The 21,495-nt window shown below is 40.8% G+C and carries 16 protein-coding genes; 15 read left to right on the plus strand and 1 reads right to left on the minus strand.

Features of this window, described 5'->3' with window-relative positions; translation table 11 throughout:
• The 9 genes from MN086_RS02535 to efp all read left to right on the plus strand — a co-directional run bounded on the left by MN086_RS02535 (position 1) and on the right by efp (position 12,135).
• A complete protein-coding gene (locus tag MN086_RS02535) occupies positions 1-852 on the plus strand; it encodes a 4-hydroxy-3-methylbut-2-enyl diphosphate reductase (RefSeq protein WP_248576489.1) in 852 nt (283 codons plus the stop codon).
• On the plus strand, positions 849-2,129 hold the full coding sequence (gene aroA, locus MN086_RS02540) for a 3-phosphoshikimate 1-carboxyvinyltransferase (RefSeq protein WP_248576490.1): 1,281 nt from the start codon (positions 849-851) through the stop codon (positions 2,127-2,129). Before MN086_RS02535 ends, aroA begins: the two co-directional genes overlap by 4 nt.
• A 168-nt stretch (positions 2,130-2,297) precedes the next feature.
• Positions 2,298-3,950 (plus strand): 30S ribosomal protein S1, encoded by a 1,653-nt coding sequence (locus MN086_RS02545; protein ID WP_248576491.1) that lies wholly within the window; start codon positions 2,298-2,300, stop codon positions 3,948-3,950.
• A gap of 166 nt (positions 3,951-4,116) precedes the next feature.
• Entirely contained in the window at positions 4,117-5,706 is a 1,590-nt protein-coding gene (serA, locus tag MN086_RS02550; RefSeq protein WP_248576492.1) for a phosphoglycerate dehydrogenase, read from the plus strand.
• Between the two features lie 232 nt (positions 5,707-5,938).
• The gene (locus MN086_RS02555; protein ID WP_248576493.1) at positions 5,939-7,297 is read left to right on the plus strand and encodes a TolC family protein; all 1,359 of its coding nucleotides are present in this window, start codon (positions 5,939-5,941) and stop codon (positions 7,295-7,297) included.
• A complete protein-coding gene (locus tag MN086_RS02560; protein ID WP_248576494.1) occupies positions 7,294-8,094 on the plus strand; it encodes an efflux RND transporter periplasmic adaptor subunit in 801 nt (266 codons plus the stop codon). The genes MN086_RS02555 and MN086_RS02560 overlap by 4 nt, the downstream gene beginning before the upstream one ends.
• A gap of 6 nt (positions 8,095-8,100) precedes the next feature.
• Entirely contained in the window at positions 8,101-9,762 is a 1,662-nt protein-coding gene (locus tag MN086_RS11000) for an efflux RND transporter permease subunit (RefSeq protein WP_256465860.1), read from the plus strand.
• Positions 9,759-11,483, plus strand: a complete 1,725-nt coding sequence (locus MN086_RS11005; RefSeq protein WP_256465861.1) for an efflux RND transporter permease subunit — start codon at positions 9,759-9,761, stop codon at positions 11,481-11,483. Before MN086_RS11000 ends, MN086_RS11005 begins: the two co-directional genes overlap by 4 nt.
• Positions 11,484-11,568: 85 nt before the next feature.
• Positions 11,569-12,135, plus strand: coding sequence for an elongation factor P (efp, locus tag MN086_RS02570; protein WP_008241702.1), 567 nt, complete (start codon positions 11,569-11,571; stop codon positions 12,133-12,135).
• 364 nt (positions 12,136-12,499) lie between these two features.
• On the opposite strand, the gene MN086_RS02575 is transcribed toward efp, so the two are convergent.
• The gene (locus MN086_RS02575) at positions 12,500-12,694 is read right to left on the minus strand and encodes a hypothetical protein (protein WP_248576495.1); all 195 of its coding nucleotides are present in this window, start codon (positions 12,692-12,694) and stop codon (positions 12,500-12,502) included.
• 257 nt (positions 12,695-12,951) lie between these two features.
• Here MN086_RS02575 and MN086_RS02580 point away from each other — a divergent pair, with 257 nt between their 5' ends.
• The 6 genes from MN086_RS02580 (at position 12,952) to MN086_RS02605 (ending at position 21,481) form a co-directional block, all read left to right on the plus strand.
• Positions 12,952-13,512, plus strand: a complete 561-nt coding sequence (locus tag MN086_RS02580; RefSeq protein WP_248576496.1) for a DJ-1 family glyoxalase III — start codon at positions 12,952-12,954, stop codon at positions 13,510-13,512.
• A 92-nt stretch (positions 13,513-13,604) separates the two neighbouring features.
• A complete protein-coding gene (gene dnaE / locus MN086_RS02585) occupies positions 13,605-17,174 on the plus strand; it encodes a DNA polymerase III subunit alpha (RefSeq protein ID WP_248576497.1) in 3,570 nt (1,189 codons plus the stop codon).
• Positions 17,175-17,215: 41 nt separating this feature from the next.
• Positions 17,216-17,908 (plus strand): rhodanese-like domain-containing protein, encoded by a 693-nt coding sequence (locus MN086_RS02590; RefSeq protein ID WP_248576498.1) that lies wholly within the window; start codon positions 17,216-17,218, stop codon positions 17,906-17,908.
• 136 nt (positions 17,909-18,044) lie between these two features.
• Entirely contained in the window at positions 18,045-18,653 is a 609-nt protein-coding gene (locus MN086_RS02595; RefSeq protein ID WP_248576499.1) for a DUF302 domain-containing protein, read from the plus strand.
• A 29-nt stretch (positions 18,654-18,682) separates the two neighbouring features.
• Positions 18,683-19,129, plus strand: coding sequence for a hypothetical protein (locus MN086_RS02600; RefSeq protein WP_248576500.1), 447 nt, complete (start codon positions 18,683-18,685; stop codon positions 19,127-19,129).
• Between the two features lie 168 nt (positions 19,130-19,297).
• Entirely contained in the window at positions 19,298-21,481 is a 2,184-nt protein-coding gene (locus MN086_RS02605) for an NADP-dependent isocitrate dehydrogenase (RefSeq protein ID WP_248576501.1), read from the plus strand.
• Positions 21,482-21,495: the final 14 nt, after the last annotated feature.

Consider the following 21,495-nt stretch of genomic DNA (forward strand, 5'->3'; position numbering starts at 1 on the left):
ATGAAAATACAATTAGCTTCCAGTTACGGATTTTGTTTTGGTGTGAAACGGGCTATCGAGATAGCGGAAGAACACAGAGGGTCTGTGACGTACGGTCCTCTGATCCATAACAAAGATGAGATCAATAGACTTAAAGAGGGTTTCAATATCGGTCTTGCTGAACGTCTTGAAGATATCGAGACGGATGATGCTGTGGTGATCCGTACCCACGGTATCCCTAAAAATGAATTGGCTGTGTTGAAAAGCCAAGACCATAAAGTCATTGATGCAACCTGTCCTTATGTAACAACCCCGCAGAATATCGTACAAAAGATGAGTCTAGAGGGGTATAGCATCGTGATATTCGGTGACAAGGACCATCCGGAGATCAAAGGCGTAGTGAGTTATGCTGAAGATCCGGAAGATGCGTTCATTGTGCTTGAGCCTGAAGAGCTGGAGAGCCTTCCTCTTAAAGGAAAGGTTGCCGTTGTTTCACAAACTACAAAAAAACCCGAAGATTTTGCAAAGATCGTGACAGCCTTGATGGAAACACGTAAAGAGATAAGGGTATTCAATACGATCTGTAATGCAACATTTGAAAACCAGGACGCAGCTGCAGAACTGGCCAAAGATGCTGATGTGATGATCGTCATTGGGGGGAAACACTCTTCCAATACAAAACAGCTGCATAGTATCTGCGAACGTGACTGTAAAGACAGCTACCTCATAGAGAATGAAACAGAGCTCGAAGCCAGCTGGTTTGAAGGTAAAGAGCTTTGCGGTATCTCTGCGGGTGCTTCTACCCCTGACTGGATCGTGCAGAATGTGATCAATAAGATACAGGAGATCAAAAAGGTGGATGAGGTTATATGAACACATTGACACTCAAACCCATCTCCAAAATAGAGGGAGAGGTTAATCTTCCGGGATCTAAAAGTCTCTCAAACAGGGCTCTGCTACTGGCAGCCTTAGCAGAGGGCACGACTAAGATTACCAATCTTTTGGAGAGTGATGATACAAGACATATGCTCAATGCCCTGAAACAGCTGGGTATCACCTATACTCTCTCAGCAGATAAAACAGAATGTACGGTGACCGGTAATGCAGGGGCGATACAGAGTGATAATCTGCAAGAACTCTTCTTGGGGAATGCTGGTACAGCTATGCGTCCGCTTTGTGCGGCATTGTGTCTTGGTAGAGGCTCTTATCTGCTTACGGGTGAGCCTCGAATGAAAGAGAGGCCCATAGGGCACTTGGTCGATGCGTTAAGAGAAGCAGGTGCAACGATCAGCTACCGGGAAAATGAAGGGTATCCGCCTCTTTTGATAGAAGCCAATGGACTCTTAGGGGGTGATGTGAGGATCGACGGTGCTATCTCAAGTCAGTTCCTAACGGCACTGCTGCTTGCAGCACCTCTTGCAAAAGAGGATATGACCATTACTATTATCGGGGAGCTCGTCTCCAAACCCTATATCGATATCACACTGCATATTATGAAAGAATTCGGTGTAGAAGTTGAGAATGACAATTATCAAACCTTTAAAGTAAAAGGCGGACAAAGCTATCAAGCCGTAGAAACCTTCATGGTAGAGGGAGATGCCTCTTCGGCTTCTTATTTTTTAGCTGCTGCTGCGATCAAAGGCGGTACGGTCAAAGTCACTGGTATCGGGAAAAAGAGTATCCAAGGTGATGTACAGTTTGTCGATGTCCTTGAAAAAATGGGTGCGATCGTAGAGTGGGGTGATGAGTATGTAGCGGTAAGCAGGGGTGAATTGCACCCCATAGATATGGATTTCAACCATATACCTGATGCTGCAATGACCATAGCCACAACAGCACTTTTTGCAGAGGGTACGACAACACTTAGAAATATCTATAACTGGCGTGTCAAAGAGACCGATAGACTCTTTGCAATGGCAACGGAACTTCGCAAGGTGGGAGCAGAGGTAGAAGAGGGTGAAGATTACTTGAAGATCACCCCGCCTAAACAACTTAAACATGCCGCTATAGACACGTATGATGATCATAGAATGGCCATGTGTTTCTCTCTTTTAGCACTCGACCCGGTCTCTGTGACTATCAATGAACCCGAATGTACTGCTAAAACTTTCCCTACTTATTTTAAAGTATTAGAGAGTATTTCTTCTTAAAAAAAACTGCTAAAAACAGTGTCACGAACATACCAAAACAGCAAGGTGCGTAGGCAAAGAGCCTATATCGGCCTGCTATCCATATGGCTTGTGATACTTTCTCCTATAAGCCATATTTATGGTTAAAATAGTATAATAACGCAAAATTAGGCACACATAAGGATAGGTATGAAGTTCGAAGATATCGAAATAGAAGATGTAGATTTTGAGGCGATGCTCGAGGAATCGTTTAAGAAGTCAGAGTCAAAAAGTGATTTAGTTACAGGTACAGTTGTTAAGATAGATGAAAAAGATAATATATCAGTCGTCGACATTGGTGGTGGCAGAGATGCAACACTTTCACTTGATGAACTAAGAGATGAAGAGGGTAACCTTGCGTTTAACGTGGGTGATACAATCGATGTTGTGAATTTGGGAAGAGGTCGTATCTCTCATAAAGCGGCATTAAGCAGAGCAGCACTCAATGAATTTATCGCTGAGTATGATGAAGACCAAGAGTATATCATCGAAGGTGTAATAACAAAGACAAACAAAGGTGGTTATGTTGTTGACTGTGATGGTCTAGAATTCTTCATGCCACGTACACTCTCTTACCTCTCTTCAAAAGTGGATCCAACAGGTAAAAAAGTAAAAGCGGTTATCGTTAAAGTAGATAAAGACAAAGGTTCAGTCGTTGTTTCTAGAAAAGAGCTTATTGAACGTGACAAAGCAAAAACAGATGAGATCGTTGCGGAACTTCTTGAGAAAAAAGAGCCGGTAGTAGGTACGATCAAGAAAATCACTTCTTACGGTATGTTTGTAGATGTTGGTGGTATTGACGGTCTTGTTCACTATTCACAGATCTCTCATAAAGGTCCAGTGAACCCATCTAAATATTTCTCTGAAGGTGATCAAGTGAATGTGATCGCTTTAGATTATGACAAAAAGAAAAGACATCTTTCACTTTCAATTAAAGATGCAAATCCTGATCCTTGGGCTGATATTGATTCTATTATCGGTGTGGGTGATACTGTAACTGCTACAGTTTCTAACATTGAACCTTATGGTGTATTTGTTGATCTTGGTGAAGATCTTGAAGCATTCCTTCATGTATCTGAGATCTCTTGGGATAAAAATGTTAAACATCCGAAAGATTACCTTGAACTTAATTCAGAGATCAATGTTGAAGTGATCGAGATCGATAAAGAGGGTAGAAGATTAAGAGTGAGCCTTAAAAATCTTCTTCCAAAACCAATGGATGCATTTACGGCTGAAAACAAAGTAGGTGACGTAGTGACTGGTACTGTAACATCGATCACTGATTTTGGTGCATTTGTAAAAGTGGGTACAGTAGAAGGTCTTCTTCACAATCAAGAGATCTCTTGGGATAAGTCAAAGAATGCAAAATCAGAACTTAAAGTCGGTGACGAAGTTGAAGTGAAGATCATTAAAATTGACAGAGATGCAGGTAAGATCTCATTGAGTAAAAAAGCGCTGGAAGATTCACCGGTAAAAGCATTTGCTCAAACACATAAAAACGGATCTATCGTAACAGGAACTGTAAAAGATAAAAAAGATTTCGGTGTGTTCATTTCACTTGAAGACAACATTGATGCACTTATTAGAACAGAAGATCTTCATCCGCTTAAATTTGACGAGATCGAAAAAGGTCAGGAGATCAAAGGTGTGATCAGCTTTATCGATCCTAATAATGATAGAATCAGAGTATCTGTAAAAAGACTTGAGCGCCAAGAAGAGAGAGATGCAATGGAGCAGCTTAATCTAGAACAAGATGATAGCATGACTCTTGGTGATGCATTTGGCGATAAATTTAAAAAATAATTCTAAAATAAAGTTTAACTTATCAAAATAAGGGGATGTGTAATTGACACATCTTCTTAGATTTGATCCTTAATATTGAGTTGCCTGCAGTAGGTGGTTCATACGATTAGTCGTATCCTCACGTACTTTATGGTACTTAAATTTCACAAAAAATAAAGGTTATAAGATGTCAAAAAAGACGATTGTTGTTTGTGACCATATCCACCAGGATGGATTGGATATTCTTGCTAACGATAGTGAAATAGAATTTATAAATGCAGCAGATGAGCCTAAAGATAAGCTTCTTGCTGAGTTTATCCCTTTGGCAGATGTTGCTATCACGCGTTCTTCTACAGATGTAGATGATGCATTTTTGGCACAAGCTAAAAAAGTGACAGCAGTTGTACGTGCAGGTGTTGGTGTGGATAATGTAGATATCCCTGGATCTAGTAAACAGGGTATTGTTGTAATGAACGTACCTACGGCAAATACTATCGCAGCAGTTGAACTTACAATGACACATATGCTTTCATGTGTAAGACAATTTCCGTATGCACATAACAATCTTAAGCTCGATCGCGTATGGAGAAGACAAGATTGGTATGGTACGGAATTGAAAGATAAAAAACTGGGTATCATCGGTTTTGGAAATATCGGTTCACGTGTAGGGAAAAGAGCGAAAGCATTTGAAATGGATATCGTCGCATATGATCCATACATTGACTCAAGCAAAGCAACAGATCTTGATATCGGATACACAAAGAACTTTGAAGATATTTTGGCATGTGACATTATTACAATCCATACACCTAAAAACTCTGAAACGATCGGTATGATAGGTAAAGATGAAATAGCGAAGATGAAAGACGGTGTGGTGCTTATCAACTGTGCAAGAGGTGGTCTTTATGACGAGGATGCACTTTTAGAGGGGCTTACTTCCGGTAAGATCGCTATGGCAGGTATCGATGTGTTTAACAAAGAACCTGCAACCGATCATCCACTTCTTGATCTTGATAATGTGACTGTAACACCTCACCTTGGTGCGAACACAAAAGAATCACAAAAAAATATTGCGATCCAGGCAGCTGAAAATGCGATCGCAGCTGCAAAAGGTATCTCATATCCGAATGCACTCAATCTGCCGATCAAAGAACATGAACTGCCTGATTTTGTAAGACCATACCTTGAACTGATACAAAAGATAGGTCACCTTTCTGCACAGATCACAAAAAGTGCTGTGAAGTCTATCAAGGTAAGTGCGGCGGGTCCTGTGGCTGAACATTTGGAATCTATGGGAACATTTGCAACGGTAGGTGTGCTTACAGAGTCTTTAGGTGATCAGATCAATTATGTCAATGCCGAATTCGTTGCAGAAGAACGCGATATAGAGATCACAAAAGAAGTGAAGCCGAATAACAGCGGATTTACCAATAAAGTCGGTGTCAAGTTGACAACGGCTGCAGGGACCATATCTATCGCAGGTACGGTGTTTGATGATACGGAACAACGTATTATCGAGATCGATGATTATATCCTGGATGTTGATCCAAAAGGTACCATGATCTTCTTTAGAAATACAGATACTCCGGGTGTGATCGGTGATGTAGGTAGGATCATGGCAGAGAATGGTCTGAACATATCTGACTTTAGACTGGGGCGTGACAGCAAGAAACAAGCACTGGCTGTTGTACGTGTGGACGGTCAAGTCAAGAAAGAACTTCTCGAACAACTTGCTTCATTGGAAGCATGTATCAGTGTTGCTCACGCAACACTTTAAACACTAAGTGGGCCCTCCACTTAGTCTCTTTTTTCTCCTTTTTTTATTTATAGGTACACTATTCCCCACTGTTTTACTCCTCAATGTATTGTCTTCATGGTGAATATGATATAGTATCTATTGTACAAAGTTATATATGTTATAATAACAAGTTATTTTATTTTTGATTGTGGCAAACAAGTGCTACTTTAGTTATAATATAAGATAATCTTGGATACATGGAGTCTCTTTTATGAAAAAATATCTCATTTTTCTTTTTGCATGGCCCTTATTTGCCGGCTTGGAAAATCTGGACATTGATCAGGCTATTTCTATGCTGAAAAACAGAAACCTGGAATTAAAAATTTCCCATTTCAATGAACAGATGAAAGCGTATGAAACTGCTGCTGCCAAAGGAAATCATTACGGGAAATTGGATCTAACAGTTTCGGGGATGCGTTCGAATGATGCGGGGAATGTATTTGGATTTAAATTACAAAGCAGAGAAGCGACTTTTGGTGATTTTGGTGCACAAGAGTTCTTTGAAAATTATAATTCCGGTGCAGACCCGTTCACACCGCCACCGAAAGCATTAAATTACCCGGAAGCAAGAAATCACTATCAGTCAAAGATCTCCTATATGCTGCCACTCTATACAGGTGGAAAACTTTCAGAGTACGGACGTATCACGGATGCTATGCATCGTATGAGCCAATGGGATACACAAAAACTCATTAATGAAAAGATATTTCAGACCAAAAAAGCATTCTATGATATCTCGTTGGTAGAGAACTATATTGTCAATCTTTCCAAGATCATAAAAAACATCAGTCGTTTGGAAACGATCGTCAAAAGTATGGGCGAAGAGGGGTATGCACAAGCTGTTGATCTGCTTGAAGTTCAGGCCCGCAAGGCAGAAGCAGAGAGTATGTACAACCAAGCCAAACTCAATAAAGACCTGGCTTACCAATTCCTTTCATTTTTATTGAACACAGAAGTCAGCTCTATCAAAAAGGTCAACGATATGGCACCGATACCTGAGGTTGACAGGTTAGAAGTGGAAAAACATAATATAGATATTCAAAAAGCACTCTTGGGATTGCATATCAGTGAAATGGCAGTAAACGTCGAAAAATCGAACTATTTGCCTACGGTTGGTGCCTTTGGGGAGTATGGCAGTGCAGATGATGAAATGTGGAATGAATTTAGGGACAAAGACGCTTATACCGTCGGGATCCAGTTGAAGTGGAATATATTCAATGGCGGTATAGATGCAGCAAATCTTGAAAAAGCAAAAGTGAATCATCTTAAAGTGCAAAATGAAGTTTCACTGGCAAAATCCGGAATTGCGCTGAAAGTAAAAAAGCTTGAAACGGAGATATTGAGTAGAAATGCAGATGTAAAGAGTTACCAGAAACAGTTACGTTTTGCAGAAAAAGTCTATGAAAATTACCGTTCAAGATATCAAGAGGGTATCGTTTCTATTTCAGATGTACTCATGAAGCAATCCAAAGAGCTGGAAGTCTTACTTAGGCTGCTTACCCTAAAGAATGAACGTAATACAAAGATATTTGAACTTCATAGCATTTTAAATAGAGGAGGAGATGTATGAATTACTTTATGAGGCTAATCGTTTTGGCATTGATGGTCACGTCTGTGCATGCTATAGAGATCGAATTAAGCGGTTCTGTTATTTCTGATAACCAAAAGATACTGACCAGCCGTTATATGGGGTATGTGAAACATATGGCCGTATCCGAAGGTGACATTGTAAAGAAAGGACAACTGCTGTATGAGATTGATTCAAAAGAGATAGAGTCCGCAGAGAGACAGGTGGAACTTGCTATCTCCCAAGCAAGACTCTCTCTACAGATGAATGAAAACCAATACAATAATGTGCTGACCAATCTTGCAAGGCATGAAAGACTCTATGAGAAGAAAATGGTTTCCAAGTATGAGTTTGAAATGCTGCAACTATCTGCCAAAAATCTTAAAGACATGGTTTCCATTGCCGAACAACAGGTGAAACAGGCATTGGCAAAAAAAGATGAAGTCTTGAATCAGTACAATTATTTGAAGATACATGCGCCCAATGACGGCGTCATTGTCGATAAGCGTCTCAATGAAGGTGAAATGGCCATTCCCGGTATGCCTGCAGTCACGTTAACAGACCTGAGCAAGTTGAGCATTGTGGCAGAACTGAGCGAAACACAGTTAAAATATATCAATTTAGGTAAAAAGGTTGACATAGAGATACCCTCTATCGGTTTTAGCACGGTAGGTGAAATAAGCTCGATCATCCCTAGTTCAAACCCTATGACCCATAAATTTAAGATCAAAATGAAATTTGATCGTGAGGAGAGCTCTTCTGTTTATCCTGGTATGTATGCCAAAATCATGATCAAGTAGGCAATAATGGAACAGACACAAGCGTATCAAATAGTCAATATAGCAGGAAGACTTGCAAAAGGTTTTTTACGTAATCCCTTAACGATCGTTCTGGGTGCCATGTTACTTCTTATCGGATATATAGCACTTACTACAATGCCCAGAGAAGAGGATCCGCAAATTGCTATATCTGGAGGAGCTGTGATTGTTGCAATGCCGGGTGCTACACCTCAAGAGGTAGAGAATATCATCGTAAATCCCTTAGAGCGTAAACTGCGTGAAATACATGGGATTGAACATATCTATGGCATGGCCATGGAGAATGTAGGTATTGTGAATGTCATGTACTATATTGGTGAGGACAGGGAAGATTCCAATTTAAAGCTCTATGATAAAGTAATGCAAAATATGGACCTGATGCCTAAGGGTGTCATGCAGCCCAGTGTCAAACCTTTTGATATTGATATCGATATCCCGATCGTTACGGTGGCATTCTATCCGAAAACAAAAAGTACTATAGACGAAGTCGAACTCTTTAAAGTGGTCAGAAAGGTCCAGCAAAAGATCAATGCTGTCGACAATGTGGCCAAAACACTGCTCAAAGGTGAGAGAAAAGCACAATATAATATCGAGGTTGATATGGGAAAACTCTCAGCCTATCACCTCTCTTTGGGACAGATCATGAAAGCAGTACAATCTTTGGCTGTCTCTGTGCCTGATGTAAAGGGTAGAACCAAAGAGAACCACCTAGTGGTCTTTGGTGTCAAAAATGCCATTGAGAGTGTCGACGATGTGGGGAATGTGATCGTAGCACAGTATATGGGATCACCTATATACCTCAAAGATGTTGCGGAAGTAAGCGAGGGCGTTGATAGACAAAACTTTCAAACAGCAAAGATATTATTAAGAGAGGATATCACTCATGAACAGAGTGAAAACCGCGTTTCATCAAAGGGGAAAGCAGGTTTGAGCGAAGAGAAAAATCAAATCACACTCACCGTGGCAAAACTTGCCGGGACCAACGCAGTGTTCGTTGCTGAAGATGTACTTGATATTCTCAAAGGATATGAATCTGAATTTGAAAAGTTGGGTATCGGGTATCTGATCACAAGAAACTATGGTGTACGTGCAAATGAGGCGGTCAATGAACTGATGCATCACTTGATCATTACTATCGTGATCATTGCTCTAATGCTGGTCTTTGCTTTAGGTTGGAGAGAGTCGATCATTGTGACATTTACGGTACCTGCCATTTTGGCCGTGACACTCTTTACTGCATGGATGACAGGTCAAACCATGAACAGGATCACACTCTTCGCACTCTTATTATCACTGGGATTGCTTGTAGATGCTGCCATTATCGTGATCGAAAATATCCACAGACATCTACACAGCCACGGGGTTGAAAGCAAAGAGATGGATGCATTGCTGGTTGAAGCAACGGATGAGATCGGTGCACCGACAAATATAGCAACACTGGCGATCATCTTAACTATGGTCCCTATGGCATTTGTCGGTGGAATGATGGGATCCTTTATGAAACCTATCCCCTACAATGTACCGGTGGCATTGATCGCGTCTCTGTTCGTAGCCTATATCTTTACGCCTTATTTGAGTTTAAAGCTATTGAAAAAACCGGAGCACGGAAAGCATCATATAAGAGATGATGATGAAGGATCGAAAGAATGAAAAAACTTGAAAGTTTTATTTATGATATTTTGGACAACAGGTCAAAGAAAAAACTGGTGATCGTTTTAACTGCAGCAGCATTTTTCCTGGCGCTTTTAATGTTCCCAACCAAATTGGTACTGGCAAAAATGTTACCGGGGAAAAGTGATAATACATTCTCTGTCTATATAGACACACCTACAGGTTCATCGATACAACAGACAAAAGCTGTAAGTGACTGTGTGATCGATTTTATCAAACAAGAAGATGAAGTGATGAATATAGAGCTTTTCCTGGGACAGGGTATTCCGCTTGATTATGCAGGTCTGGTCAAAGGTGCAAGTATGAAACGAACTGAAAATGTTTCAGAAATAGCGGTGAACCTTACGGACAAGCACAATCGTAAAGAACCCTCATTTCTTATGGTGCAACGCTTAAGACCTAAGATCCAGGCAGGATGTTCCTCTTTAACCAAAGGTACGAACATTAAATTTATAGAGCAGCCGTCCGGACCTCCGACTATGGCATCCATCGTGGTTGAAGTGCATGGTGATGATCTGCAAAAAATAAGAGATCTCGCTGCGGATGTTGCAGATGTCCTATCAAAAACAGAAGGGCTGGTCGATATTGACCTGATGGCAGATGAGCGATATGAAAAATATGAACTCATACCTGATAAAGATAAAGTTGCAAGAAGCGGGTTGGGTGTGGACCAGGTGAACAATATCATCTATCTTGCTTTTGAGGGGATGGTCATTGCACACAAGAATTCTCAAAATTCACCCGACCAGATACCTATATTTTTGGTATTGGACAATAGCAGTAAAAAATTACCTGTCTCAAATGAAGACGCCTTGCAAAGTAAACTCTCTTCATTGAACTTAATGAATAAGCAGGGGATGATGGTCCCACTGAGTGAAGTGGTTACGATTCGTAAAGTGATGTCAAATCCTATGATCATGCATAAAAATCTTTCCCGTATGGTCAATGTGATCGCTGAAACTGATATGGTTTCACAGGTCTATCCTCTTATGGAGGCTCGCAGTATGATGCTTGAAAAGTTTGAAAAAGAGTATTTGATCACTACCGCAGGATTATCAACCCATATGTTTGATTTTACTTTGGAAGATAAAAAAACACATGAAAAATTCCTCATCTCCTGGGATGGTGAAATGAAAGTGACCCTCGATACTTTCAGGGATCTAGGTGCTGCATTTATCGCTGCTTTGATATTGATCTTCTTGTTACTGGTCATTTACTATAAGAGTTTTGCCATCAGCGGTATGGTCCTGTTGGGTTCATTCCTCTCTCTTATAGGGGTGATCGTAGGGCACTGGGTGGCAAACTGGTTCACTGCTGAGACCTTTTTTCTGACAGCGACCTCCCTGATCGGGTTTATCGCCTTGATAGGGATAAGTTCGAGAAATTCACTGCTTCTTATAGATTTTGCGAAGTCTTTGATGGAGATGGAGGGTATTAAAAAACGTAGAGCGATCGCGATTGCAGCAGCGACCAGGGCAAAACCCATTGCTTTGACCGCGGTTGCTATTATTTTGGGTTCTGCACTGCTTGCAGGGGATCCGGTCTTTGGTGGGCTTGGTGTTTCGCTTATTTCAGGTACGGTTGCAGCGGTATTTGTTTCACTTCTTTTTATTCCCGTACTGATGGATAATGCAAAAGCGATGGATTTTGAACCAGTGGAGTATTCTGAAGAACATCGTAATATTTCTATTACCAAGTGACCTTCTTTTGGCACCTGTTCAGGGTGCTATTACAATATTTTACCAAGCATTTGCTATAATCATGCATTATTTTTAAGGAGCTACAATGGCTACAGTCGGAATGGGCGATATCAAAAAAGGCACAAGACTTGAAATTACAGGAAACCCGTATAAGGTAACAGATTTTCAACATGTGAAACCAGGTAAAGGTGCAGCATTTGTACGTATGAAGATCAAAAACCTTGCTACAGGTAAAACCATCGAGAAGACAGTACATGCAGGGGATAAATTTGATGTACCTGAACTTGAACAAAAAACGATGCAATATCTTTATGATGATGGAGAGTTTTTACAGTTTATGGATACGACAACATTTGAACAGATCGGTCTTACACATGAACAAGTAGGTAAAGATACGTTTGATTTTATGATAGACGGTATGGAAGCGGAAGTCCTGTTTCATGGGGGTCAAGCGATCTCTGTTGAGATACCGCAAACCGTTGTTCTTAAAATAGTGGAAACACCACCTAACTTCAAAGGTGATTCACAAGGTGGAAAAAAACCTGCTACACTGGAAAGTGGTGCTGTCGTACAAGTACCTTTCCATGTACTTGAAGGTGAAATGATCAAAGTCGATACGGTTGAGGGTAAATATTTGGAGAAAGCCAAATAGATACTTTTCAGGCCTTAGCCTGAAAAGCTACCCTGACACTGGGTCACCATCCAAAGGTATCTCTTTTGGATGGTTGCACTCATTTATCTTTACTCTTCTTCAATACTTTTAAAAATCACTTATCATTATATTTTGTATGGTAGTTATATATGTGTACTATGAAGTATATAGTTCGGTCTTAAACCAGTACTGGTTTTTTTAATCTACTTTAGAGAGTTCTGGAATCATAGTAGAAGATAGAGAGAAGGATATTTTTTGATGAAGAGTTACATGTTGCCAATAGTCACTGTTTCAAAGTAAAGATTAGAAAGTAATATTTCCCACTCTATCTGAAATCAATGACTATTTTCTATAGCAATGATACTTAGCTGTGTTTAGCTGCAGAATCTTCACTTGTTTTAGCCTCAGCAGAAGCTTTCACGGACGTCTCTTGAGAATCTTTAGTGAGTGTAAGTGCAGCTTGTTTCATATCTTCGAACATCTCTCCAAAGCTAAAGTCTGCTTGTACATTTGTTAATAACGCTGCGAATGCTACTGTTGTGACGATGATTTTTTTCATATGTGTAACCTTTTTTATAAATTATTTATAAATACTAGCAGTAATTATTTTATAAATATCTTAAAATTAAAGATTAATTATAATTTTTACAAATATAATATCATTAACTAATAACTATTTTAACTTGAAACTATAAGTTATATTTGTTACTGGTTCGTATCGGACTTGTCATTATGGTTTACTCATAGGTAAGTGTGTTATAATCGTGTCATAACAGTGTTCTTTTAGAATGCATAGCGCTAAGAAAAGGATGAAATATGGCAAGTGTATTATTACCGATAGCAAAAGGTTTTGAGGAACTTGAAGCAGTGGCTCTCATAGATGTGATGCGCCGTGGGGGAATAGAGGTGCGTGTAGCATATCTGGAAGATGAGTTCCAGGATGACTTGGTCTTGGGAGCAAACGGCATCACACTGCAGGCTGATACTTCTATCAAAAATGTCATCAGTGATGATTTTGATATGATGGTGCTTCCAGGTGGTTGGGGCGGTACACATGCCTTGGCCGAAAATGCAAGGGTGATAGAACTCCTGCAAGAGTTCAAAGCGACAAAAGTGGTCGGTGCCATGTGTGCTGCACCTTTTGCACTTAAAAAAGCCGGTGTTCTAGGTAATGAGTATACGTGTTACCCAGGTGCTAAAGAGGATATAGACCATCCTGGATACAGAGAGGATATGAAAGTGGTGACCGATGGGAATGTCATGACTTCACAGGGTCCTGGAACAGCGGTCTGTTTCGGGCTTGCCATCGTAGAACGTCTGGTAGGGAAAGAGAGCATGCAGCCTGTAAAAGATGGTATGCTTTTGAGTTACTGTTAAGAAATTACCCGTCAGTCCTTTTTTCTACTTTATTTCAATCTATTTTTACCTAACCTTTGCTATATTGGACTCAATATTTTCAAAGGTTATCCATGTCAGAAGAACCAAAAGCCAAACCTCAATTTACCCATCTTCATTTACATACCGAATATTCGCTGCTTGATGGCGCAAATAAGATCAAGGCTCTTGCCAAAAAGATCAAAGAGCAGGGGATGACCTCTGTGGCTATGACGGACCATGGTAATATGTTCGGTACCATTGACTTTTACAATACCATGCGTAATGAGGGGATCAAACCGATCATCGGGATGGAAGCGTACGTACACAACCAGCCGGACCTGGGAGATAAATCTATACGACAGCGTTTTCACCTCTGTCTCTATGCCAAGAATGAAGTGGGGTATAAAAACCTGATGTACCTGAGTTCACGTGCTTATATCGACGGGTTTTACTACTACCCCCGTATCAACTGGGACCTTCTTAAAGAGAACAGTGAAGGGCTTATCTGCTCTTCTGCCTGTCTGCAAGGGGAAGTCAACTGGCATATGAACCTTTCAAAGAGAAATGTGAAGTTCGGTGCCAAAGGGTATGATGAGGCAAAAAAAGTGGCCTTGAAATATAAAGAAGTCTTTGGTGATGATTTTTACCTTGAGTTGATGCGTCACGGAATTGGTGATCAGCACCGAATCGATAAGCAGATCATACAACTCTCGCAAGAGACGGGTATCAAGATCGTAGCGACCAATGATACACATTATACAGAACAGAAAGATGCCGATGCCCATGAAGCATTTATGTGTATTGCCATGAACAAACTCTATGATGATCCCAACCGTCTACGCCATTCGGTCCATGAGTTCTATGTGAAATCACCAGAGCAGATGGCGGAACTTTTTGCAGATATCCCTGAAGCTATTGAAAGTACCCAGGAGATCGCGGATAAATGTAACCTGGAGATCAAACTGGGTGACCCTACACCGCCTAACTTCAAATTTGCAAGGGAACGTGCAGCAGCCATTGGTCTAGATCTTCCTGAACCGGATAAAGAGTACTCTTTAGAGAATGACAAAGTGCTTTTCATAGAAGAGTCACGCAGAGGACTTGAAAAACGTTTGGAGATCGTGCCTGAAGAGAAGCACCAAGAGTATAGAGATAGACTGCAGGTGGAGATCGATATCATCAACAATATGAAGTTCCCGGGCTATATGCTGATCGTTTGGGATTTCGTGGACGCGGCTAAGCAGATGGGTATACCGGTAGGGCCTGGACGTGGGTCAGCTGCAGGTTCACTTGTCGCCTATTCGCTAAAGATCACAGATATCGACCCTATGCCGTACGGCCTGCTCTTTGAGCGTTTCTTGAATCCTGAGCGTATCTCCATGCCGGATATCGATATGGATTTCTGTCAGGCGCGCCGTCAGGAGATACTTGACTATGTGGTTGAAAAATACGGACGGGTCAATGTGGCGCAGATTATCACTTTTGGTAAACTGCTTGCCAAAGGGGTGATCCGTGATGTTGCGCGTGTTCTTGATATGCCTTACTCCAAGGCAGATGCCATGGCCAAGCTTATCCCGGACGAGCTGGGGATAGATCTGAAAAACTCTTATGAAAAAGAGCCTAAGATCAAAGAGCTCTTAGAGAGTGATCCTCAGGCAAAACGTACCTGGGAGTATGCACTCGCACTTGAAGGTCTGAACCGTAATGCAGGAACACATGCCGCAGGTGTGGTGATCTCCAATGAACCGCTTTGGCAGAAAACACCTCTATTTAAACCTACAGGTCTTGATACACTTGCAACACAGTACAGTGGAAAATATGTAGAAGATGTGGATCTCATCAAGTTTGACTTTTTGGGGCTGAAAACACTTACGGTCATAGAAGAGGCACTGAAGCTCGTAGAGAAGAGACATGGCAAGCGTATCAACTTTGTCGAAGAGAATATTGAAGACAAAGAGGTCTATGATTATATCAGTACCGGCGAGACCCTAGGGCTCTTCCAGATAGAATCAGCTGGTATGCAGGACCTGGCCAAAAAATTGAAGCCGAATGGATTTGAGGATGTGATTGCGATGCTCGCACTTTACCGTCCCGGACCGATGGAGTCAGGAATGCTTGATGACTTTGTCGAGCGTAAGCACGGTCGGGCAGAGATCACGTATGCTTTCCCTGAACTTGAGCCTATCCTCAAACCGACCTATGGGGTGATCGTATACCAGGAGCAGGTTATGCAGATCGTGCAGACCATTGGTGGGTTTAGTCTTGGTGGTGCGGACCTGGTACGTAGGGCGATGGGTAAAAAGATCAAAGAGGAGATGGATAAACTCAAAGGACAGTTTGCTGATGGTGCTGCTCAGAAAGGTTTTGACAGAGAAAAAGCAGCAGATCTTTTCGATCTTATCGTAAAATTTGCAGGCTACGGTTTCAACAAATCCCACTCGGCTGCGTATGCGATGATCACATTTTATACTTCTTACTTGAAGCATTACTATCCTACGGAGTTCATGGCGGCTATCCTTACACTGGAAAAGAACAATACAGACAAAGTCGTTAAATATGTAGATGAACTCAAACGTATGGGTATTCAGCTTCTTCCACCGGATATCAATAAATCCGGGCTTGTATTTGAAGCACGTAAGGTGGATGGTGATGAGGTCGTTATGTTCGGTATGGGTGCCATTAAAGGTGCAGGAGATATTGCCATCAAGAGTATGCTTAAAGCACGGGAAAATGGGGAGTTCAAAGACTTTTCTGACTTTGTTTCACGTATTGATTCGAGTAAAGTGAACAAAAAGGTCATTGAATCGCTGATCAAGGCAGGGGCATTAGACAGTTTTGGATACAGCCGTAAAGCGATGCTTTCACAGATCGAAGAGATCATTGAGGCTGCAAAAAAAGCAGGAGATGCGAAAAAACAAGCTGTAGGCTCTCTTTTTGGTGAAGGCGAAGAGATGACCGCGGTGACACTGGACCTTTCCCATATGGGTGAATTTGAACCCATGGAAATCCTGGAGATGGAAAAAGAGTCGCTAGGTTTCTATGTCTCAGGCCATCCACTTGATAAGTATCGTGAAACACTCGATGAGATCAACTATACACTCAGTTCGGAGATAGATGATCTGGCTGATGGATCACAGGCAATGTTCATCGGTAAAATTGAAGAGATCACAGAGAAGATAAGTAAAAAAGGGAACAAGTTCGGTATCGCCAATATCATGGACCTGCACGGTAACATTGAACTGATGCTCTTTGAGAACCGTCTGAAAGAACTCGAAGAGGATTTTGATCTCAGCAAACCGATTGCGTTTAAAGTGAAGATCACCAAAGACGGTGATTTTACACGTATGAATATATTGAAGATTTCAAGTATGAAAGATGCGAAAAAGACCAAGGTTAAAGTAGAAAAAGAGGTCAAACATGTCGAAGAACCTGTACAACCTCCGCTGATTCTCTCGCTAAACCTCATGCCTGATGCAAAGATCGTCGAAGAACTGATGTGTCTGGTTGACAAATACCCTGGAAAACGTCCGTTAGAAGTTCATATTAAATCGAAGCTTGCAGATGTAGTGATAGAGTCAAAGTTAAAGGTGAGTGAACTGATTATGGAAGAGGCAAAAGAGCTTGGGGTTTATTTGGAAGAGCCTTTAGCTGTCGAAGGATAAACTCATTCAACAAATATGTTTATAATTCAAAAGGAAAGAATATGCTCAAAAATATGTTAGTGGTTTTATCTTTATTTACTTTTACGTTTGCAGAACAAAATAGAGCTATGATACATGCACATAGTATTGATATCAGCTACACTGCAGAAGATGGAACAGTTAAAAAAACAACAATCGCTAGAGATTCTGACTTAAGATGCCGTAAGATACCTTTTAATGCAAGAGAGTATTGGGATGGCTCGTATGCCAGTAGAGATGTGGCAGAATATTGTAAAAAAACATTTATTACTGCTGCTGGAAAACTCTCTCCGATGAAGATGCATAAAGATATTGAAACTTTTGGAGAGCTTGAAGTATTGGAGTTTCTTGAAGAGATGCAGGATGACAAGGAGATGCTGTTCGTAGACAGCAGAAAGACACAATGGTTTAATAGTTTGACCATACCTTCGGCGATCAATATACCTTTTATCTACTTTACCGAACGAGACAAGTGGATTGAAGAGAAGAAAGAAGCATTCAAACGTTTTGGGGTTAAAGGTGATAAAGCTCCTTATGATTTCTCAAAAGCTAAGACTATCCTATTCTTTTGTAATGGTGTTTGGTGCAGACAGTCACCACAAATGATAGAAGCTCTTTTAGAGTTAGGCTACCCACCGAAAAAGATGAAGTGGTATCGTGGTGGTATGCAAAGTTGGTTGAGTGTCGGTATGACCTCTACACGGACAGCAGAGTAACCAGTTAATAATCATTGATATTAGGTAAGATGATAAAAGCGTATCGCAAGTTATCAATGAAGGTTATACCAAGCCTTTAATCTTGTTTTTATTCATATGTATTATAATAACCCCTTATTCATACTAAAGGACAATAATGAAATTTATTAAAGGTTTGTTTACATTTGTAGGAGCAGTCGTTGTTATTGGTTTTATTTTTGCATTTGTGAAGTTTGATCTGGGTATAAAGATCGGACAGGTAAGTAAACTTGATCCTCAGGCATTACCGGAGTACATGAAAATGTTTGATAAAGTACTCGAAACAGGAGATCCGGCAAAAGGGATGATCCGAAAAGTAAAAATGGTGATACCTGAAGGCATGACAAAACAAGAAGCCTTCGAGAATGCTTTAGAGATCATGGATGAAACAGCAAGTGAGTATGGCATGGCATTGGTAGATAGTAAAACGATGCCTAGACACGGGAAGCTGTTTAAAGATGGTGGGCTTCTTACCCATATTCGCTCCTACTGTTCTCCTTATATTGCAGATAAGTTTTTAGGGCATTCTCCAGAGTTTATCGGTTTTATGCCATGTAGAATTGGTTTTGTTGAAGAGCCAAACGGAGATATCTATATTTATACGATGAGTATGGAGCTGATGATCAGTGGAGGATATAAGTTATCCTCTGATCTTTATGAACTTGCGAATGAAGTAAGAACAGGTATGTATACGATGATGGAAAATGCTGCTGCGGGAGACTTTTAGCAGATGCGTACATCTTTATCAGGAATGCTATGTCTAAGTTAGAAGATGAAAAAGCATTTACACTCTTAGAACAAGCAGTCTATCGGGCTCAGGGGCTGCTTGAAGAAACAAAGCACTTTCAACCTTTCTTAATGTTACTAAATGATGCGGGAGAGGTCGAACTTTTTGAAAATGAAGTAAAAGATACGACTGAGAGTTATGCTTTATTGGAAGATACATTAAAGAAACGCATTAAAGAGGGCGATGTAGATGTGATGGTACTGGCTGTTGATACACTCATACCTGAAAATTTTGTTCAAGATGTTCCAAATAGTATACGTTTACATTTAGAAGAAAAAAGTCAAAGAGAGAAGAAGATCGCCGCAAGATTTCTCTATGTGCCTTATGAACTATGTAGAGTAGGGGATGGTGAAATGTTTGTAAAGCTTCACACTCCGATACCTGTTGGTTTCCCTGCAGAATATATTGTATGCTAAATCGCTGTATCATTGTATATATAGTTCATTTAAACTATATAAAGGGCAAAATTTGTGTAGTATAGAAACAAATAAATAATATAACTTTTTGATAACACTCCATTTCAATCCAATAATACTAAAATAGTGCTACAATCTTTCCATTAATAATCAAACTAAGGAACAGATATGTCAAACTTACCAAAAATCATATGGTCAAAAATCGATGAGGCGCCGGCACTTGCTACGTATTCATTATTACCAATTGTAAATGCATTCACGAAAGAAGCAGGCGTTGAAGTTGTAGAGAGTGACATCTCACTTGCAGGTCGTGTGCTTGCTGCAATGGGTCTTGCAGAAGATGAACTCTCTAAACTTGGAGAAGTCGTACTTCAACCAGACGGAAACATCATTAAACTTCCAAACATTTCAGCTTCAGTAGGACAGTTAAAAGACTGTATCGCTGAGCTTCAAGGTCAAGGTTATGATATCCCTAACTACCCTGAAAATCCGGCTAATGATGAAGAGAAAGCGATCCAGGCAAAATACAGTGTATGTCTTGGTTCAGCAGTTAACCCGGTACTAAGAGAAGGGAACTCAGACAGAAGAGCTGCGAAAGCGGTAAAAAGATTTGCACAGAACAACCCACACAGACTTAAGCCATATGCAGAAAATTCAAAAGCATATGTTGCTCACATGGGTGGAAAGGGTGACTTCTACGGACATGAAAAATCTGTAACATCTACTGCTGACCAAAAAGTAACGATCGCTCTTAATGGTAAAGAGTTAACTACGATCGATGCATTGGCAGGTGAAGTGCTTGACGGTACATTTATGTCTATTACTGCACTGAGAGAGTTCTACAAAAAGACTATCCAAGATGCAAAAGAGCAGGGACTTATCTGGTCACTACACTTGAAAGCTACAATGATGAAGATCTCTGACCCGATCATGTTCGGTCACGCATTTGAAATTTTCTTCGAAGATGTTTTCAATAAATATGCGGATACTTTTGCAGAACTTGGTGTAAATCCAAACCTTGGTATGTCTGACCTTGAGAAAAAGATCGCTGGTCATGCAAAAGAAGCTGAGATTAAAGCTGACTTCCTAGCAGCTGTTGAAGCAGATGCTCCAAAGATTGCAATGGTTGACTCTGATAAAGGTGAAACGAACTTCAACGCATCTAACGATGTGATTATCGATGCTTCTATGCCTGTAGTCGTAAGAGAAGGTGGTAAGCAGTGGGATAGAAATGGTGATGCGCTTGAGACTGTTGCAGTTATTCCTGATTCTACTTACGGTATGTTCCACGCTGAGATGGTAGCGGACTGTGTGAAAAACGGTCAATACGATGTAACTACTATGGGTACAATGCAAAATATCGGACTTATGGCTCAAAAAGCAGAAGAGTACGGTTCTCACCCGACTACTTTCGAACTAGCTGAAGCTGGTACAGTAACTGTAACAGGTACTGTAGATGGTGAAATGATGAGCTTTGAGTGTGAAGCTGGAGATATCTGGAGACTTGCTAGAACGAAAGATATTCCAGTGAGAGACTGGGTAAGATTGACTGTTGAGAGAACAAGAATCGAAGGAATACCAGCTGTATTCTGGTTAGATGAGAACAGAGCACACGATGCAGAGCTTATCAAAAAAGTAAACGAGTATCTTAAAGAGTATGATACTGATGGTCTAGATATCAGATTCATGAATGTAACGGATGCAACTAGATTTACAAATGAGAGAATCAGAAGAGGTGAGAACACGATCGCTGTAACTGGTAACGTATTAAGAGACCACTTGACAGATATGTACCCGATCTTGGAGCTTGGAACATCTGCTAAAATGCTTTCTATCGTTCCATTGATCGCCGGTGGTGGATTGTTTGAAACAGGTGCTGGTGGATCTGCTCCTAAGCACGTAGACCAGTTCCTTGCAGAGGGTCACTTAAGATGGGATTCACTTGGTGAGTTCTTGGCATTGGCTGAGTCACTAAGAATGATCGGTCAAAAACATGAAGATGCTAAACTTGCTGCACTTACTGCGGGTCTTGATGCTGCGAACCAAGGATACCTTGATAACAACAAAGCACCAGGAAGAAAAGTGGGTCAGCCAGACAACAAAGCGTCTCACTTCTTTGTTGCACAATACTGGGCAGAAGCACTTGCTGAGTCTGACAATGCAGAATTAGCTGCGAAGTTCGCTCCGGTTGCTAAAGCACTCAAAGAGAACGAAGAGAAGATCATGGAAGAGCTTCTTGCAGTTGAAGGTAAAGCTCAGGATGTTGGTGGTTACTTCCACCCGAACGATGAGCTTGCTGCGAAAGCAATGAGACCATCTGCTACATTGAATGCGATCATTGACGCTATCTAAGTAGTTATGTATAC

It is taken from the genome of Sulfurovum sp. XGS-02 (assembly GCF_023213175.1).
Lineage (GTDB): Bacteria > Campylobacterota > Campylobacteria > Campylobacterales > Sulfurovaceae > Sulfurovum.

Coding starts and splice junctions, on each gene's coding strand:
- MN086_RS02535 (WP_248576489.1), top strand. CDS start 1: ATGAAAATACAATTAGCTTCCAGTTACGGATTTTGTTTTGGTGTGAAA.
- aroA (WP_248576490.1), top strand. CDS start 849: ATGAACACATTGACACTCAAACCCATCTCCAAAATAGAGGGAGAGGTT.
- MN086_RS02545 (WP_248576491.1), top strand. CDS start 2,298: ATGAAGTTCGAAGATATCGAAATAGAAGATGTAGATTTTGAGGCGATG.
- serA (WP_248576492.1), top strand. CDS start 4,117: ATGTCAAAAAAGACGATTGTTGTTTGTGACCATATCCACCAGGATGGA.
- MN086_RS02555 (WP_248576493.1), top strand. CDS start 5,939: ATGAAAAAATATCTCATTTTTCTTTTTGCATGGCCCTTATTTGCCGGC.
- MN086_RS02560 (WP_248576494.1), top strand. CDS start 7,294: ATGAATTACTTTATGAGGCTAATCGTTTTGGCATTGATGGTCACGTCT.
- MN086_RS11000 (WP_256465860.1), top strand. CDS start 8,101: ATGGAACAGACACAAGCGTATCAAATAGTCAATATAGCAGGAAGACTT.
- MN086_RS11005 (WP_256465861.1), top strand. CDS start 9,759: ATGAAAAAACTTGAAAGTTTTATTTATGATATTTTGGACAACAGGTCA.
- efp (WP_008241702.1), top strand. CDS start 11,569: ATGGCTACAGTCGGAATGGGCGATATCAAAAAAGGCACAAGACTTGAA.
- MN086_RS02575 (WP_248576495.1), bottom strand. CDS start 12,694: ATGAAAAAAATCATCGTCACAACAGTAGCATTCGCAGCGTTATTAACA.
- MN086_RS02580 (WP_248576496.1), top strand. CDS start 12,952: ATGGCAAGTGTATTATTACCGATAGCAAAAGGTTTTGAGGAACTTGAA.
- dnaE (WP_248576497.1), top strand. CDS start 13,605: ATGTCAGAAGAACCAAAAGCCAAACCTCAATTTACCCATCTTCATTTA.
- MN086_RS02590 (WP_248576498.1), top strand. CDS start 17,216: ATGCTCAAAAATATGTTAGTGGTTTTATCTTTATTTACTTTTACGTTT.
- MN086_RS02595 (WP_248576499.1), top strand. CDS start 18,045: ATGAAATTTATTAAAGGTTTGTTTACATTTGTAGGAGCAGTCGTTGTT.
- MN086_RS02600 (WP_248576500.1), top strand. CDS start 18,683: ATGTCTAAGTTAGAAGATGAAAAAGCATTTACACTCTTAGAACAAGCA.
- MN086_RS02605 (WP_248576501.1), top strand. CDS start 19,298: ATGTCAAACTTACCAAAAATCATATGGTCAAAAATCGATGAGGCGCCG.